Source organism: Streptomyces sp. NPDC048057, assembly GCF_040653095.1.
GTDB lineage: Bacteria > Actinomycetota > Actinomycetes > Streptomycetales > Streptomycetaceae > Streptomyces.
The window spans coordinates 31,710-48,078 of sequence record NZ_JBEZNF010000024.1 but is presented as its reverse complement, the minus strand read 5'-3'; the positions used below and the strand labels follow the sequence as shown (position 1 = coordinate 48,078).

Below are 16,369 nucleotides of genomic sequence, written 5' to 3'. Positions count from 1 at the left end.
GGGCCAGCGCGTACGCGCCCAGGAACCCGTGGTCTCCGCACTCCGCGGAGTTGGTCCGACGATGCAGTCGGCGTCCGTGATCCGCACGACGTGGTCTCCGCCGCAGCGGAGGTGAACACGGCCACGCCCCCTCGCTCCCCCACTCCCAAAGAAATTTTGCAAAATTCCTTTGGGAAACTCTCCCCGCGGCCCTACCCTCCCGTCATGGCCGGTGAACAGCACGAACACGACCGGGGTGACAGCGACAGCGTCCGGAGCAGCGTCCGCGACGGCGAACGCGTACTCGACCCCGGACAAGACGCCGCCGCCCTCAAGGCCCTCACCCACCCCCTCCGCATCCGCCTCCTCGGCTACCTCCGGCAGGACGGCCCCGCGACCGCCAGCGAGCTCGCCGCCAGGACCGGGGAGTCGTCCGCGTCCACCAGCTATCACCTGCGGGTGCTGGCGAAGTACGCGTTCGTCGCCGAGGCCGAACACCGCGACGGGCGGGAGCGCCGCTGGCGGGCGGTGCACGCCGTCACCTCCTGGAGCAACAAGGCCATGGAGGCGTCGCCCGGGAGCCGCGCCTACGTCACCGTGACGCGCCGGGTCCAGGTCGAGCACCTGGAGGCTTCGCTCGTCCAGCACGAGGCGGACATGGCCGACGGACGACTCGATCCGGCATGGACGGAGCCGTCCGGGATCAGCGACCTGGTGCCCCGCCTGACCCCCGAGTCCCTCACCGAACTCTGGGACGTGATCGACCGGACGCTGAACGAGCTGACCGCCCGCGACGCGGACGACCCGCGCGCCGCGCAGGTCATGTTCCTCGCCGCGGGCCTGCCGCTGGCTCCGCGCGCCCCCGGACCGGACGCCGAGGACGCGTCGTGACCACGCCGCTGGACGTACGCACCGCGCGCCGCCGGTACGTCACCGTCAGCGCCCTGTTCTGGCTCCCGCTCGGGCTGAGCATCGCCCCCCTCGTCCTGCTGTTCACCGAACGCGGCATGGCCATGGCAGCCATCGCGGCCTTCTTCGCCGCGCACTCCCTCACCACCGCCGCGCTCGAACTCCCCACCGGAGGACTCTCCGACGTCCTCGGCCGCCGCGCCGTCCTCGCCGCCGCGGGCCTGCTGAACCTCGCTTCCCTCACCCTCCTCGGCCTGGCCGGCACCCCCGTACTCCTCGGCCTCGGCATGGCCCTGATGGGCGCGGCCCGCGCCCTGTCCAGCGGGCCGGCGGAAGCCTGGTACGTCGACACCGTCCACGCCCACGCCGGCCCCGACGCCGACCTCCGCACCGGCCTGGCCCGCGGCTCCTCCGCAACGGACGCCGCCCTCGCCGCCGGCACCCTCCTCGGCGGCGCCCTGCCCTGGCTGCTCGGCCTCGGCCCCGACCTCGGGGCGCGACTGGCCGAGGCGACATCCGGTCTGGTGGTACCGCTCTCCGTACCGCTGCTGCTCGGCGCGGCGGTCGAGATCGCCTTCGTGGCGTACGCCCTGACCGCGCTCCCGGAACCGCCCCGCCCGCCGGCCACCCTGCGCGGCGTCCTCCGCGACGTCCCGACCACGGTCGCGGCCGGCCTCCGTCTGGGCGGACGCGACGCCCTGGTCCGCCGCGTCCTCCTCAGCGCCGCCGCCGCGGGCAGCGCCCTCGCCACGGTCGAACTCCTCACCCCCGGCCGCGCCGCGGACCTCACCGGCGCCTCGGAATCGGGCGCGGTCCTCTTCGCCGCCCTCGCCTGCGCCGGCTTCGCCTGCGCCGCGATCGGCGGCCACCTCGCACCACTGACGGCCCGACTGGCCGGCAGCGGCGAACGCGCGATCGTGGCGAGCCTCGGCACGAGCGCGGCCGGACTGCTGCTCCTCGGCTTGACGACGGCGTTCCCGGGCCCGCTCTCCATGTCCCTCGCCGCCATCGGATACGCCCTGATCTACCTCGGCCTCGGCGCAACGGGCCCCAACGAGAACGACCTCCTCCACCGCCGCGTGACCAGTGGGTGCCGCGCCACCGCACTGTCGGTCCAGTCCCTCGCCCTCCAACTGACCGCGGCCCTCACCGGCTTGATCGTCACCGCCCTGCCATCGGGCCCACTGCCATGGCTGCTGGCGTGCGGGGCGCTGCTGGTCGGGGCGCTGTTGTGGGGGTCGCGGGGCAGGCCCGTGTCCGCCGAGTCGTACGCCGTCTCTGGTGACTCCGACGGGGCTCGGGAGCGGGAGGGGCAGGCAGTCACACGCGAGTGAGCCCGTGGCCTAACTGACGCGGTGTAGCCATTCGGGAGGGCTACGCACCACGGCTCCGGCTCATGTTGCCCGGCTGCAACTCCAGGGTGTGCGAAGGCTGTTCCCCCTGGCATCATGCGTTCATGACCCTGGGTCCTGATGCAGGCAAAGGAAGAGCAAAGCCCTCTTGACGCCGCAGGTCGGGAAGGGTGTTCCCCGCGCGGGCGGGGGTGGTCCGTTTGTTTCGCGAACAAGCGGTGTCAGCCCGGAGTGTTCCCCGCGCAGGCGGGGGTGGTCCGCAGTCGTCGGGGTTGTCCAGGTTGCGGGTGCCGTGGTCCCCGCGCGGGCGGGGCTGGCCATCAAGTCGGCGTACACCCGTGAATCACGCATGCATTCTTGCGTCATAACCCCGACCAGCCGAAGGCTAGTCCTCATGGCACATGACCAGCAGCCCCCCGCAATTGACACCTCCGTCGCCCACAGCGCACGCGTCTGGAACTACTGGCTCGGCGGAAAGGACCACTACGCCGCCGACCAAGTCGCCGGTGACGCCTACCGGGAGAAGTTCCCGCTCATCGAGCCGATGGCGCGTGAGTCGCGGGACTTCCTGGTGCGGACGGTGACGTACCTGGCGCGGGAGGCCGGCGTACGGCAGTTCCTCGACGTGGGGGCGGGGCTGCCGACCGCCAACAACACCCACCAGGTGGTGCAGCGGATCGCGCCCGAGTCGCGGGTGGTGTACGTCGACCACGACCGGCTGGTCCTCATGCACGTGGAGGCCATGGGCGAGAGCACGTCCGAGGGGTCCATGGACTACGTGCTCACGGACATGCGGGACACGGACGCGGTCGTCGAAGGGGCCGCCAAGACGCTCGACTTCACGCAGCCGATCGGGCTGGTGATCAATGACGTGCTCGGGCACATCGTGGACTGGGACGACGCCCTGTCCCTCGTACGACGGCTGGTCGACCGACTGCCGTCGGGAAGCTATCTGTCGCTGAGCCACGCCACCGCGGACGACGAGACTCACCGACTGGTGCAGGAGGAGTACAACAACAGCGGTGCCATCCCCTACATCTTCCGCGACCCCGAGGTGACGCGCGCCTTCTTCGACGGACTCGAACTGGTCGACCCCGGCTTCGTCTCCTGGCCCAACTGGCGCCCCGAGCCCACGACCGGCACGCTGACCGTACGGGCCGGATGGGGCGGCGTTGCCCGCAAGCCATGACGACGCGGGGTACGCATACGAGCCCTTGGTCCGCGGTGCTGTGCGACCTGGACAACGTCATCCGCTACTACGACCTGACCCGCGTGACCGAACTCGAACGACGCACGGGACTGGCCGAAGGAACGACCGCGGACGTCGCGTACTCGCCGGAGGCGGACGGCCCGCTGCTCCTCGGCCGGATCACCACGGGCCAGTGGGTGGACGCCATCGCGCGGGCGCTGGAGCACCACGTCTCGCCCTCACAGGTACGTGAGTTGGGGACAGCCTTCGCCCACGTGCCCTTCCACGCAGACGAGACGGTCGTCGCCCTCCTCCGTCGGGCCAAGGAGCACGTGCCGCTGATCCTGGTGACCAACGCGACGCTCGACCTGGAACGGGACTTGGAGTACCTGGGACTCACGGACCTCGCGGACCACGTCGTCAGCAGCGCGCGCGTGGGCCTGGCCAAACCCGACCCCGCAATCTACGAACTCGCGGCCGAGCGGGCGGGGGTGCCTGCGGAACGGTGCCTCTTCGTAGACGACAGGTTGGAGAACGTGGAGGCGGCGATCGGCCTGGGGATGACAGGGGTCCACTACCGCGGGCACGAGGATCTTGAGGCAGTGTTGGCTCCCGTGCTGGATGGGGGTGTTCGCACCTGGAGCAGGCAAAGAACCAGCAAAGCGCCTGTGACACCGCAGTTCAGGAAGGGTGGTCTCCGCACCCGCGGAGGTGGTCCACCCTGTCAGAGAGCACCCTTGCCGGCGAAGTGGTCGTCTCCGCACGCGGAGGTGGCCCGTGGCCGACGCCGGCGCGCAGCTGCTTGTCGCCGTGGTCTCCGCCCACGCGGAGATGGCCCCCACGCATCCCGCTGGTCATGCTCGTCGCCGACGAACGGTGGGCCGTCCTCTACACCGGGGGTACGCCGGGAGTGGGCCCCGGTCGGGTGGCATCTGTGGGGTCGGTTTCCCGTGCTTGCCGGCTTCGAGCCGACGGCGGGTGAGGCGGTAGATCCCGAGCGGCGGTAACAGTTCGACGCGTACCGGGTTGCCCTCGGTGGCGCAGGTGTCGCACAGCAGGTCGCGAACGCAGGATGCGGTGCAGATCGTGGTGACGTGCTGGCGCCAACACGCCTCGCACGTGGCGACGTCGGTCGCGGTCAGCTTGGCAGCGCTGACGGGGAACTGGGGCAACATGCCGTTCTCCTCAGGATGGTGGACCTGGCCCTGTCGCAGGGGATCGGAGATGCAGGGCAGGGGCCGGTTCACCCCGTGTGCCAGCGCGGTGGCCCCTTGCCCGTGCGCCGGCACACGGAGATCAAGCGCTGTGGCGGGGCTTACGCGAGGTGTGCATAAGCAGCGCCTTGACGTACTCGGCCAAGAGCAGCAGTTCCTCATCGATGCGAATGCCGGGCTCGACGGAGCAGCCTTCGACCTGGCGGCTCTTCCGGAAGTGGTCCGGGTGCACTCCGCACAGTCGTCGGCGCGGGACGAGATTCAGCAGCACGTCCGCGCAGCGTCCGAGTTGGACATCCTCGCGGTGCGCGGACTGGGTCTGATCGGGTTGAACGATTCAATGCTCCGCTCCTGCCTGGGCCGCGACGAGCAGCGCCTGAGGGTACGCGCTCTGCTCCTGGACCCGAAGTCACCGGCCCTGCCGCGACGTGCGGCGGAGATCGGGGAGTCCGCAGAATCCCTGGCGGGGGGTGTCAAGTTGACCGAAGCACGCTTGCGGGAACTGAGCGACACCTGCGACGTGGAGATCTACCGGTACGACATTCTGCCCACTTGGCGTGTCATCCGTGCGGGCGGCACGATGTTCGTCGGCGCCTTCGACGCTGGGTGGGAGGGCCACGAGTCCGCCACGTACAAGATCATGGAGACGCCGCACGGGCCCTTGTTCCGGGGGTTCAAACGGATGGTCGACGCGATGATCGACGGAGCGCAGCGCACGGTCTGAGAGGGGCGTCCACGTGATCGAGGCAGAGTTGAAGGCCCGCGTCCACGTGCCGGAAGCAGTGTTGCGGAAGTTGGACGATCGCGCCGTGGGGCGTCCCGAGGTGTACCAGGACACCTACTACGACACACCGGACCGCGCCCTCGAAGTCGCGGACAAGGAGCTGCGGGTCCGCACCGTCCGCGGCGCCGACGAGACCCGCACCGTGATCACCTTCAAGGGCGCGCGCGTGGACGACGACTCCGGGTCCAAGCCCGAGCACGAAACCCGCGTCGACGACCCCGAGGCGGTCCACGCCCTGCTGCGGGGCCTCGGCTACGTACCGCTGATCCAGTTCGAGAAGCGCTGCCGGAACTACGCCTTCGACGCCGACGGACGCCGCATGCTCGCAACCCTCGTACGAGTGCCGGAGATCGAGGGCACCTTCCTCGAAGTGGAGACCCTGGCCGAGGAGTCCGACGTGGCGGCGGCACTCACGGACGTACGCACGGTCCTGACGAGCCTCGGCATCGCCGAGTCCGACCTGACGCGCGAGCTGTACACCGACGCAGTCCGGACGCGCCGGGCAACGCGATAACGGAGTGAGAGGAAGAGGGAAGCCGTGGCTCTATGGGCCAGATTCCTGAATGTGATGGACGGCGTGGTCTCCAATCGTGGCCGGCAGGAAGTCAAGGACATCCAATCGGCGGCGGCCCGATACCGCAGTCGCGGAGTGACCGGCGCCCAGGGCCTGTACCAGCGAGCCACCGAACTCCTGCGAGCCACCGCGTGAAAGAAGACATGAACCCCTCGACCCTCGGCGTCGTCGTGCTGACCATGGGCGACCGCGAGCCGGAACTGCTCGCCCTCCTGGAGTCCGTGGCCGCGCAGGAAGGTGACGCCCCGACGGTCGTCGTCCTGGGGCAGGGCACCGGGCTGCCCGAACTCTCGACCTCGGAATCCCCGGCGGTCGGAACGCCGGCGTCACATGGCTGCGGGACCACGGCGGCGTGGACATCGTCGTGGTCCTGGACGACGACGGTCTCCTACCCCGGACCGACACCATGCAACTGGTGCGGGAGGCGTTCACCGCCGAGCCCCGGCTGGGGATCGTGAGCTTCCGCATCGCCGACGAGCAGGGGCTGACCCAACGCCGGCACGTCCCCCGTCTGGGCGCCTCCGACCCTCTCAAATCCGGGCCCGTCACCACCTACCTCGGCGGCGTCCACGCCATCCGCATGAGCGTCATCGACGAAGTCGGCGACTTCCCCACCCCGTTCTTCTACGCACACGAAGAAACCGACTTCGCCTGGCGCGCCCTCGACGCCGGATGGGACATCCACTACCGCGCAGACCTCGTCCTCCAACACCCCCGCACAGCGCCCTCCCGCCACGCCGTCTACTACCGCAACACCGGCCGCAACCGCGTCTGGCTGGCCAAACGCCACCTACCCGCGGTCCTGGTGCCCGTGTACCTGATGACGTGGGCGGCGTACACGATCAAGCAGAAGCCACCACTGAGCGGGCTCAAGGCATGGTGGGCCGGCTTCTTCGAAGGGTTGCGCGTCCCGTGCCCGCCGCGGAAGCCCATGCGGTGGCGCACGGTGTGGCGCATGACGCGCCTTGGACGCCCGCCGGTGATCTGACCGCCCAACGCCAAGGGTATGCGGGGGCGGTTCCTCGCTGACATCATGCACCCATGTTCCGGATCTGACGTAGGCAAAGGGACAGCAAAGCCTCCCCAACGGCTCAGGTCAGGAAGGGTGTTCTCCGCGCACGCGGAAGTGATCCGGTCACGAACTGGCCCACGGGCATTGGTGCGATGCCGATCGTGGCGTCTCCGGGGAAGTCGGGCGGTGCTTCTTGACGTACCGGGGGAGATCTCGCTACCGGTCCACCGGACGCCCACATGGACGGGGCGAAACTGCTTGGCGTAGCTGCCTTCGCCGGGGTGGGCGTCGGTGATGGTCAGGAGGTGGTTGCGACAGCATTCGAGGGACCGCTCCTTGACCTCTGCGTCGCTGGTCGACAAGGTCTGTCCCTCCTGAGGAGCGGTGTGGGTGCGCCCCGGCACCGCGGTGGATGTCGGGGCGCGAGATGGCGGGCGTCGTCAGCCGAGTTTCCATTCGGCAGTTTCGTCAGCAAAGCCGCTGTTCATGCTGAACTGGATGCTGGCGAGCTTCGCGCCCTTGGGCACTTCGTAGACGAGCCAGCCAAGGACCTTGGCGCCGGGCTTGACCTTCGCGGAGGAGGTCATCGACGGCCCGGCTGTGATCTCGGCGAACGTGGTCTCGAACCGTTGCCCTTGCGCGTCAGCGATTTGGGAGCCGTTGCCGGGACTGTCGTCGTAGTCGGCGGTACCGGTGTTGACGATCTCGAACTGGGCGCCAACCCACCGCTTCCCTGCGTCGGGCTTGAAGAACTCGTCGGCCGACTTCGCCGGGTCGGCGACCTTCTTCAGAGTGACCTGGACCTGCTCGCCGTCGCTCTGCCCCGTGATGGTGATGGCATCGCCGACCTTCGCAGCCTTCGCCGGGGCCGGGGTGGTGGCGGTTGCGCTCGGGCTGTCGGCCGGCTGCGACGCGGCGCTGCGGTCGGGCTTGTCAACGACGCCGGTCGTCTTGTCGTCGTCGGTACAGGCGGTGAGCGTGAGGCCGAGGACGGCAACGGCGGTGACGACGGCGGCGCGTTTCATGATCCCCCCAGGGATGGTGCTGGTGTAAGCCGCCATCATCTGCGGGACCATCGAATCACGTGGGAGTTGTGGCTGTTTCGTGATGGTGATGTGGTGTTCGCCCTCCTTGGTCTGGAGGCAGAAGGGCGGCAGAACGGTGCACCCCGGGTGGCAGCCCCTCGGGCCGGGTGGACGTGAACGGTCCTTCTCATAGCGAAGTGCAGGAGTAGGGCCCGTCTTCTATACCGGGGGTAGGCCGGGTGTGGGCGTCGGCGCCGGTCGTGGTGGGTGCGGGCCCTGGTCGGGTGGCATCTGTGGGGTCGGTTTCCCGTGCTTGCCGGCTTCGAGCCGACGGTGGGTGAGGCGGTAGTTCCCGAGGGGCGGGAAGAGTTCGACGCGTACGGGGTTGCCTTCTGTGGCGCAGGTGTCGCACAGCAGGTCCCGGACGCCGGGTGCGGTGCGGATCGTGGTGACGGGTTGGCGCCAGCACGCCTCGCACGTCGTGACGTCGGTCGCGGTCAGCTTGGCGGCGCTGACGGGGGTCAGGGTGAGCATGGTGTTCTCCTGCGGGTGGGAGGCCCCGGCCCTGTCGCGGGGGATCGGAAACCAGGGCCGGGGCCGGTCGGACCCGTGTGCCAGCGCGTTGGTCCCTTGCCCGTGCGCCGGCACACGGAGATCAAGCGCTGTGCCGCGGCTTGCGCGAGGTGTACATGAGCAGCGTCTTGACGTACTCGGCCAGAAGCAGCAGTTCCTCATCAATGCGTACGCCGGGCTCGACCCCGGCCGCCGCCTCCCGCGCGCTCGCGACACAGGCCAGGACGTGCTGCCCGTACCACTCCCCGCTGAGGCTGCGCCCGTACGCCTCAGCAGGCCCGGCCAACATGACGATGTGGGCCCGCAATCGATCCCGCAACGCACCAACAGCAGCACTCGCCGGCTGAGTCAGGCACACGGCACCCGCGAGACGTACGTCCCGGGTCACGTCCACCAAGCTCACACGCAGGCTCACCGAACACCCCGCACACACCGCGGGCAGGAACACGGCGGAAACTTCATCGGCTCAACCGGCACGTCCTTCCCCGCCACCACACAGACCTCACGCTCCACCGGCCACCGCGTCCCATCCACACCGACGCGATACACCCGCATCGTCATCGCAGGCGCGGGTACGGGCGTCACACCCGGCTGCTCGCGCAGGTCACCCGCCCTCAGATACTTCTCGTGATCGGCCATGCTCTACCCCACGCTCGTCGTCGACTGGGCCGACAACCAGCGTGGGGTCGTGGGAAGGGTCCAACGCTCACACTTCTGTGAGCGCTGTGAGCGTGGTCAGATACCAAGCCAACGGGCCATGTGGTCGAGCGTGTCGGGCGTGCGGCGACTGAGGTGCACCAGCCCCGTGATCGTCTCTCGGGTGCCCGGGTAGTGCCGGGTCTGCTCGGGTGCGGCTCGGCGCGCGGCGGCGACGTGCTTCAGGGCCGCGTCGAGGTGGCCGGTCTCCATCTCAGCACGGGCGCGGTCCACCAGGAAGCGCGCACGGCGGGAGGTCAAGGTCGAGGCCGGAAGCTTCATCTGACGCGCTTTGGTCAGCGCGTCGTCGTACTGGCGCATGGCGACGGCCGCGCCGAAGGCGTGGAGGTCTGCGTTGCGGTGGCCGAATGACAGCCAGTGAACCTCGGGCGCCTCTCCGCCAATGCGGCCTGCGAGTTCACGAGCAGCGGCGACGTGGTTTTCAACCGCCGTCGCGTCCTCCACCCGCGCGGCAAGAGCGGACGCACCGAGGTGTAGTTGTCCGGCAACGGCCAGCGCCTCTCGGGACGCCTCACCGGTAAGAAGGACCTGACCGGCTGCAACGAGGCGGCGCCCGGTGGCACCGTCGTCCTTCCCCTTGTAGAGGAGGCCGCGCTTGTACTGACGGATCGCGGCCAGGATCGGATCGGATGCGCGGTCGGCGGCCCAGGCCATCCGGTCGAGAGCAACCTGGGAGAGGTCGAGGTGCCCGAGCTTGAGGGAGATGTCGGCGGCGCTTCGGTACGTGGACGCCAGGGCCTGCCACCCGGGCGTGGAGGCAGTGGTGTGGACGCTGTGCGTCAACTCCGTGATCAGAGGTGCCAGGTCGGCCGCTGCTGCCCTGAGGCGTGTTGCTCGTACCTGCTGGCACAGAGCGTCCGCCGCTGCGGCCAGCACGGGCACCGGCCGTGCGGTGACGGGCCCGTCAGCGCCGATGTCGTAGAGGTCGAGTGCCATCCGGAGCGGCGCGAGTACAGCATGGTCGGGAGTCGTCACGGGCTGACCCGTCAGGGTGGTGACGTCGACTCCCAGAGCGCGGGCTACAGCAGTGCAGAAGTCGGCTGTGGCCTCGCGCGCGCCGCACTCGACCTGGTTGAGCAGGCTGTACGAGTAGGGGATGCGGGCGGCGAGACCGCGCTGTGTCAGTCCGGCGAGCCGCCGTTGGGCGCGGATGCGGTGGCCGGTGCGTTCGTCGTCGGGGAAGGACATACTGACGTCTCCGTTCCTGACTCGTCATCCGGAACCGTACCCGCGCCAAAGGGCGTTGGACCCCGGATCGCCCACGGCCCACCCGGCTCGGAGGAATCGGATGTGGTCGGATGGGCGCATGACGAAGACGCTGTACCTGTTCGGGTCCGCCGCGCCGCCCGTCTTCCAGGTGTCCGAGGTCATCCGGTCCGCGCAGGCGCGCGGATGGGACGTGTGCCTCGGGTTGACGCCGACGGCCGCGGACTGGCTCCGGGACGAGCTACCCGCGCTGGAGGAACTGACCGGGCACCCGGTGCGGTCCCGCTACAAGCGTCCGGGGGAGCCCGACGTGTGGCCGAGGGCCGACGTGATCCTCTTCGCTCCCGTCACCGCGAACTCCCTCAACAACTGGGCACTCTGTCTCACCGGGACCTTCGTCGTCGGAGTGGTCGCCGAGGGTATCGGGAAGGGCATCCCGATCGTCGCGATGCCGTGCGTGAACAGCGCGTACGCCGCCCACCCCAGAGTGGACCAGAGCGTTACAGAACTCCGAGCCATGGGCGTGACAATGCTCTACGGCCACGACGGCTTCGTCCCCAACGCACCGGGCGAACGCCGCCCGTACCCCTGGGACATCGCACTGACCAGGGTCGAGGGCGCGGTGGCCAGGTCGTAGGACGTCGGCCATGGCTGGTGCCGCACCAACCAGCGAGGCCGATCACCCCGGACACCCGTGCCGGGTCGTCCGGGCAGTGCCCACAGAGCTGCGCTGGAATCCGCGAGCTGTTACGGACGATTCCAGACGGCGTCTGACCGGCTGACGAGCTCTCGGAGCTCGCGGGCGCTTCGGGGGGACACGGCCTGCATCACGGTGTCGAGGAGGGCTCGGGCTTCGAAGGGGTCGCCGCAGCAGTACCGGAGCACGTTGCCCCACTCGTCGTCGTGCCACACGTCCCGCTCGGGCTGCTGGACGTAGTTCTTCCACCGGTCCACAGCCCGGCTGACATCGCCTGGTTGTAGATAGTTACGAGTGTGCTCAAGGCGGGTGATCTCGGACAGTGCACGCGAGGACAGGCCGTCGATGACCGGCCTTGCGTCTGTTGCCTGATGGCTGCCGGGGGCGCCCGCACGAACCTGGCATGGCCGTCTACGCGGCATGGGCCTTTCGGGTCGTCGTCATGCGGTGCATCGTGCCACGGCCGCGGCGGACGTCTCGAACGGTTTACTAGCTGCGGGTTCGCCGGTCCCGCGGGGGAGAAGCGCCGATCGCCGGTCAGCCCCCGTTCCGCTCCGGCAGGGGCGAGTACCGCGTCGGACCCGGAGTGCGGCCCTCCGGCGGGTAGTCGCAGTCGAGGCTGGAGACCTGGTAGTCGGCGCCCTCGTTCTGCTCCTGGTCGACGACGACCGCCGCCGTGCAGACGCGGCCGTGTTCGTCGGTGAAGGTGACGATCTCGCTGTAGTCCGTCGGCTGGCTGCATCCCGCGAGCAGCAGCGCCGCCGCGCCGGCGGCCACCCCCACGGCGGCCACCCGCATCCCCCGTAACCGTCTCATTCCCCGCCCCCGTCGAATCGGCTCACCGGACCAGCCCACCTCTGCCGAACGGCATAAGCGTGCCCCTCCTCGGCAGGATCCATGTACCGATCGGCGGATGGGGGCGAGGGGGTGCCGGGGACGAGGCTGGAGCCGTTCAGCCAACCCGTTCCACCAGCCCCCTCCGGAACACGGGAGTCCGCATGTCCACGAGCACACTCGCCCCCACCGCCTCCCCCGCCATCCGCCTCGCCGCGCACGCCGCCGCGCTCACGCTCGTGCCGTCCGGGCTGTGGCGGGTCGCCATCGCCTTCGGGTGGGACGCCGGGTTCGGCAGTGGGCCCCTCGAAGTGGAGAACTTTCCCGGCGCCGGGTCCTTCTACCTGATCGGGCTCAGCGTGCTCGCCGAGGTGCTCGGGCTGCTCACGTTGGGGCTGGTGCACCGGTGGGGGGAGGTGCTGCCGGAGTGGGTGCCGGTCCTCGGCGGGCGGCGGATACCCGTGCTCGCCGCGGTCGTGCCCGCCGCGATCGGTGCGGTGCTCGTCACGCTCGTCACGTTCCGAGGGGCGTTCGACTGGAACGGCGCGGACAACATGGGCGCTGCCGGGTCCCCCGAGGGCCTGCATTACTGGATCATGACCGCCAGCTATCTGCCGCTGCTGGCCTGGGGTCCGCTCCTCGCGGTGGTCACCGTCGCCTACTACCGTCGTCGGCGCCAGCAGCGCCTGTGACCTGCGACTAGGTCGTAAGACCACACCTGTAGTCCTCAAGGCGGACCTCTCAGGATCCATATCTGTGCGGACGACCCGGGCCCCTTGCCCCCGTACCGTTCAACCTGTGACTGAGACGACCCGCAGCCCCGAATACCGCCTTGCCGTCGGGGTCCTCCAGGGCCTCCGGCAGGATCTCTTCCACGACGCCTTCGCCTACCGGCCGCTGGCGCCGATGCGCACCGACGGGCCCCTGATGCGCAAGCTGCCCGAGCGGATACGGGAGCGCGCCCAGTGGGGGCCGCACGCCCTGATCATCACGGTCGCCGTCGTCATGTGCCTCAGTGCGGCTACCTTCATCGGCGGGGACTACGTCCGGGTGCTGTCGCAGGCCCTGGTGCCCGCGGCGATCACCCTCATGTTGCTGGTGCGGCCCGTCGGTGCCTTCTGGTGTTCGCTGCTGGCCGCGCCCGTGCTGTCGTCGCTCGAATCGTGGGGGCTCTGGCCCTGGACCCCGGCGGCGTTCACCGCGCATCTGCTGATCATGTTCGTGGTGACCGTGCGGACCCGACCGCGCACCGCCGTGTGGATGTGGGTGCTGACCGCCTTCACGGGGCTGCTCGCCGACATCTTCATGGCGCGCTACTACGACAGCATCATCCCGCAGATGCTGCTGTTCTCCGCGCTGGTGCTGCTCGGCGCGACCGTGATCAACGTCCGGCACTCCGCCGAACAGGAGGTCCGCGCCGCCGAGCAGGAAGTGCAGGCCGAGCGGACCGTGACCGCCGTCGAGCGGGACAAGCGGACGCTGCTGGAGGAGCGCACCACCATCGCCCGCGAGCTGCACGACGTCGTCGCGCACCACATGTCCGTCGTCGCCATCCAGGCCGAGGCCGCGCCCTACCGGGTGGAGAACCCGCCGGAGGAGTTGGAGAAGGCGTTCGCGACCATCCGGGAGAACGCGGTGGCCGCACTCACCGAGCTGCGGCGCATCCTCGGGGTGGTGCGCGCGGAGGACTACGAGGCGCCCGACGCGCCGCAGCCCGTGCTCGCCGACCTCGACAACCTGCTCTCCAACGTCCGCGACGCCGGACTCGACGTGACGCAGACGGTCACGGGCGCGGTCCGGCCGCTGCCGCCGGGGGTCGAGCTGTCCGCGTACCGCATCGTGCAGGAGGCGCTGAGCAACGCGTTGCGGCACGCGCCCGGGTCGTCGGCCAAGGTGGAGGTCTCGTACGTGCTCGGCGGGCTCGGGCTGCGGGTGGTCAACACCGCGCCCAGCGGGCTGGTCAAGCCGTCGCCGGGCGCCGGGCACGGCATCACCGGGATGCGGGAGCGGGTGAGCATGCTCAACGGCGAGCTGACCGCGGGGACGACGGAGGACGGCGGGTACGAGGTGACCGCGTTCGTGCCCGTGCCGCTGCCCGAGCCCGCACCGCTGCCCGAGAACCCGCAGGCGCACGACAAGGAGGGCACGGCGTGAGCGAGCGCACCATCCGCGTGATGATCGTCGACGACCAGATGATGGTCCGGGAGGGCTTCTCCGTCCTGCTGAACGCGATGCCGGACATCGAGGTCGTCGGCGAGGCGGTGAACGGTCGGGAGGCCGTCGCCAAGGTCGCCGAGCTGACGCCGGACGTCGTCCTGATGGACATCCGCATGCCGGAGCTGAACGGCATCGAGGCCACCCGCGAGATCGTCGCCGCGCACGCCGACTCCAAGGTGCTCGTCCTGACCACCTTCGACCTCGACGAGTACGTGTACCAGGCGCTGCGCGCCGGGGCCTCCGGCTTCCTCCTCAAGGACGCCTCCGCACGGCAGCTCGCGGAGGGCGTACGGGTCGTCGCGGCCGGCGAGGCGCTGCTCGCGCCGACCGTGACGCGTCGGCTGATCACCGAGTTCTCCCGGCTCAGCCAGGCGCCGAAGGTGGGCGCGCCCGCGCAGGTCGGGGAGCTGACGGAGCGCGAGACCGAGGTGCTGGTGCTGATCGCGCAGGGGCTGTCGAACGCGGAGATCGCCGCGCACCTGGTCGTCGCCGAGTCGACGATCAAGACGCACGTGAGCCGGGTGCTGGTGAAGCTGGGGCTGCGCGACCGCACGCAGGCCGCGGTCTTCGCGTACGAGGCGCGGCTCGTCACGCCCGCGTAGCGGCCACCGCTCCGGGCCGGCCCGCGTAGCAGCCACCGCTCCGGGCCGGCCCGCGTAGCAGCCACCGGTCCCGGCCCGGCCGACCGTCGTAGCGGCCACCCGTCCCCGCCCGCGCGACCCGCCCGCCGCCCGTCACGCACGTCACGCTCCGGTTGCAACCCTGGTCAGACGGGCATTTCGGGGGTTAGCGTCCGGATATGGACGCAACATTCGAGCCGTGGTCACCCGCCTTCGTCGCCGATCCCTACCCGGCGTACGACGCGCTGCGGGCCGCCGGGCGGGTGCACTGGTTCGAGCCGACCCGGCAATGGCTCGTACCCCACTACGCGGACGTGTCGGCGCTGCTGCGCGACCGCCGCCTGGGGCGGACGTATCTGCACCGCTTCACGCACGAGGAGTTCGGGCGCACTCCCCCGCCGCCGGAGCACGAGCCCTTCCACACCCTCAACGACCACGGCATCCTCGATCTGGAGGCGCCGGACCACACCCGCATCCGGCGGCTGGTGACGAAGGCGTTCACCCCGCGGACCGTCGCCGCGCTGGAGCCCACGGTGCGGCGGCTGGCCGCGGAGCTGGTGGCCGGGCTCGTCGAGCGCGGCGGCGGGGACCTGCTGGCGGACGTCGCCGAGCCGCTGCCGGTGGCGGTGATCGCGGAGATGTTGGGCGTTCCGGAGCCGGACCGGCACCTGCTGCGGCCGTGGTCCGCGGGCATCTGCGGGATGTTCGAGCTGAACCCCTCGCGGGAGACGGCGCAGAAGGCCGTCACGGCGTCGCTGGAGTTCTCCGCGTATCTGCGGGAGCTGATCGCGAAGCGGCGCACCGACCCGGGGGACGACCTGATCTCGGCGCTGATCGCCGCGCACGACGAGGGCGACCGGCTGAACGAGCAGGAGATGATCTCCACCTGCGTGCTGCTGCTGAACGCGGGGCACGAGGCGACCGTCAACACCACCGCGAACGGCTGGTGGACGCTCTTCCGCCACCCCGAGCAGCTCGCCGCCCTGCGGGCGGACCACTCGCTGCTGCCGACGGCGGTGGAGGAGCTGATGCGGTACGACACCCCGTTGCAGATGTTCGAACGCTGGGTGCTGGACGACATCGAGATCGACGGCACCGTGGTGCCGCGCGGCTCGGAGCTGGCGCTGCTGTTCGGCGCGGCGAACCGGGACCCGGCGCGGTTCACCGCGCCGCACGTGCTGGACCTGGGGCGGCAGGACAATCCGCACCTCACCTTCGGGGCCGGCATCCACTTCTGCCTGGGCGCACCGCTGGCGCGGATCGAACTGGCCGCTTCGTTCGGGGAGTTGCTGCGCGAGGCGCCGACGATGCGGATGGTCGGGGAGCCGGAGTGGAAGCCGGGGTACGTGATCCGGGGCGTGACGGAGCTGCGCGTGGAGCTGTGAGACGCGACGAACTGGCAGGGCGCAGGCCCCGGGTCCGTACGGACCCGGGGCCTGCGCCTCGTGCGGGGTGCAAAGACTGGGT

15 protein-coding genes and 2 pseudogenes are annotated in these 16,369 nt (G+C 70.1%); 12 read left to right on the top strand and 5 right to left on the bottom strand.

Annotation, left to right across the window (positions count from 1 at the left end; all coding sequences use genetic code 11):
• Window positions 1-204: 204 nt before the first annotated feature.
• The 7 genes and pseudogenes from AB0E05_RS26480 (at window position 205) to AB0E05_RS26450 (ending at window position 6,989) form a co-directional block, all read left to right on the top strand.
• Complete coding sequence (locus AB0E05_RS26480; RefSeq protein ID WP_361967791.1) at window positions 205-870, top strand: helix-turn-helix domain-containing protein; 666 nt, start codon at window positions 205-207, stop codon at window positions 868-870.
• Window positions 867-2,222 (top strand): MFS transporter, encoded by a 1,356-nt coding sequence (locus tag AB0E05_RS26475; RefSeq protein WP_361967789.1) that lies wholly within the window; start codon window positions 867-869, stop codon window positions 2,220-2,222. Before AB0E05_RS26480 ends, AB0E05_RS26475 begins: the two co-directional genes overlap by 4 nt.
• 412 nt (window positions 2,223-2,634) lie before the next feature.
• Complete coding sequence (locus AB0E05_RS26470; protein ID WP_361967787.1) at window positions 2,635-3,429, top strand: SAM-dependent methyltransferase; 795 nt, start codon at window positions 2,635-2,637, stop codon at window positions 3,427-3,429.
• Window positions 3,426-4,025 (top strand): annotated as a pseudogene (locus AB0E05_RS26465) (HAD family phosphatase); the annotation flags it as partial. The gene AB0E05_RS26470 and the pseudogene AB0E05_RS26465, both read left to right, overlap by 4 nt.
• A 730-nt stretch (window positions 4,026-4,755) precedes the next feature.
• Complete coding sequence (locus tag AB0E05_RS26460; protein WP_361967785.1) at window positions 4,756-5,367, top strand: hypothetical protein; 612 nt, start codon at window positions 4,756-4,758, stop codon at window positions 5,365-5,367.
• 13 nt (window positions 5,368-5,380) lie between these two features.
• Window positions 5,381-5,941, top strand: coding sequence for a class IV adenylate cyclase (cyaB, locus tag AB0E05_RS26455; protein ID WP_361967783.1), 561 nt, complete (start codon window positions 5,381-5,383; stop codon window positions 5,939-5,941).
• A 203-nt stretch (window positions 5,942-6,144) separates the two neighbouring features.
• Window positions 6,145-6,989: pseudogene (locus tag AB0E05_RS26450) on the top strand (glycosyltransferase family 2 protein).
• 464 nt (window positions 6,990-7,453) lie between these two features.
• Here AB0E05_RS26450 and AB0E05_RS26445 read toward each other — a convergent pair.
• The 4 genes from AB0E05_RS26445 to AB0E05_RS26430 all read right to left on the bottom strand — a co-directional run bounded on the left by AB0E05_RS26445 (window position 7,454) and on the right by AB0E05_RS26430 (window position 10,516).
• Entirely contained in the window at window positions 7,454-8,038 is a 585-nt protein-coding gene (locus AB0E05_RS26445; protein WP_361967781.1) for a DUF4352 domain-containing protein, read from the bottom strand.
• A 219-nt stretch (window positions 8,039-8,257) separates the two neighbouring features.
• A complete protein-coding gene (locus AB0E05_RS26440) occupies window positions 8,258-8,572 on the bottom strand; it encodes a hypothetical protein (RefSeq protein WP_361967779.1) in 315 nt (104 codons plus the stop codon).
• A 121-nt stretch (window positions 8,573-8,693) separates the two neighbouring features.
• Window positions 8,694-8,930 carry a hypothetical protein gene (locus AB0E05_RS26435; RefSeq protein WP_361967777.1) on the bottom strand — a complete coding sequence of 79 codons (237 nt, stop codon included), beginning with the start codon at window positions 8,928-8,930 and terminating at the stop codon, window positions 8,694-8,696.
• Between the two features lie 416 nt (window positions 8,931-9,346).
• Entirely contained in the window at window positions 9,347-10,516 is a 1,170-nt protein-coding gene (locus AB0E05_RS26430; RefSeq protein WP_361967776.1) for a helix-turn-helix domain-containing protein, read from the bottom strand.
• A 118-nt stretch (window positions 10,517-10,634) separates the two neighbouring features.
• On the opposite strand from AB0E05_RS26430, the gene AB0E05_RS26425 reads away from it, so the two are divergent.
• Window positions 10,635-11,171, top strand: a complete 537-nt coding sequence (locus tag AB0E05_RS26425; RefSeq protein WP_361967774.1) for a flavoprotein — start codon at window positions 10,635-10,637, stop codon at window positions 11,169-11,171.
• Between the two features lie 597 nt (window positions 11,172-11,768).
• Here AB0E05_RS26425 and AB0E05_RS26420 read toward each other — a convergent pair.
• On the bottom strand, window positions 11,769-12,047 hold the full coding sequence (locus AB0E05_RS26420) for a hypothetical protein (RefSeq protein ID WP_361967772.1): 279 nt from the start codon (window positions 12,045-12,047) through the stop codon (window positions 11,769-11,771).
• 182 nt (window positions 12,048-12,229) lie between these two features.
• On the opposite strand from AB0E05_RS26420, the gene AB0E05_RS26415 reads away from it, so the two are divergent.
• From AB0E05_RS26415 to AB0E05_RS26400, 4 genes are all read left to right on the top strand, one after another.
• Window positions 12,230-12,757, top strand: coding sequence for a hypothetical protein (locus tag AB0E05_RS26415; protein ID WP_361967770.1), 528 nt, complete (start codon window positions 12,230-12,232; stop codon window positions 12,755-12,757).
• 106 nt (window positions 12,758-12,863) lie between these two features.
• Complete coding sequence (locus AB0E05_RS26410; RefSeq protein WP_361967768.1) at window positions 12,864-14,219, top strand: histidine kinase; 1,356 nt, start codon at window positions 12,864-12,866, stop codon at window positions 14,217-14,219.
• Entirely contained in the window at window positions 14,216-14,884 is a 669-nt protein-coding gene (locus tag AB0E05_RS26405) for a response regulator transcription factor (RefSeq protein WP_361967766.1), read from the top strand. The genes AB0E05_RS26410 and AB0E05_RS26405 overlap by 4 nt, the downstream gene beginning before the upstream one ends.
• 197 nt (window positions 14,885-15,081) lie before the next feature.
• Window positions 15,082-16,287 carry a cytochrome P450 gene (locus AB0E05_RS26400; RefSeq protein ID WP_361967764.1) on the top strand — a complete coding sequence of 402 codons (1,206 nt, stop codon included), beginning with the start codon at window positions 15,082-15,084 and terminating at the stop codon, window positions 16,285-16,287.
• Window positions 16,288-16,369 lie beyond the last annotated feature (82 nt).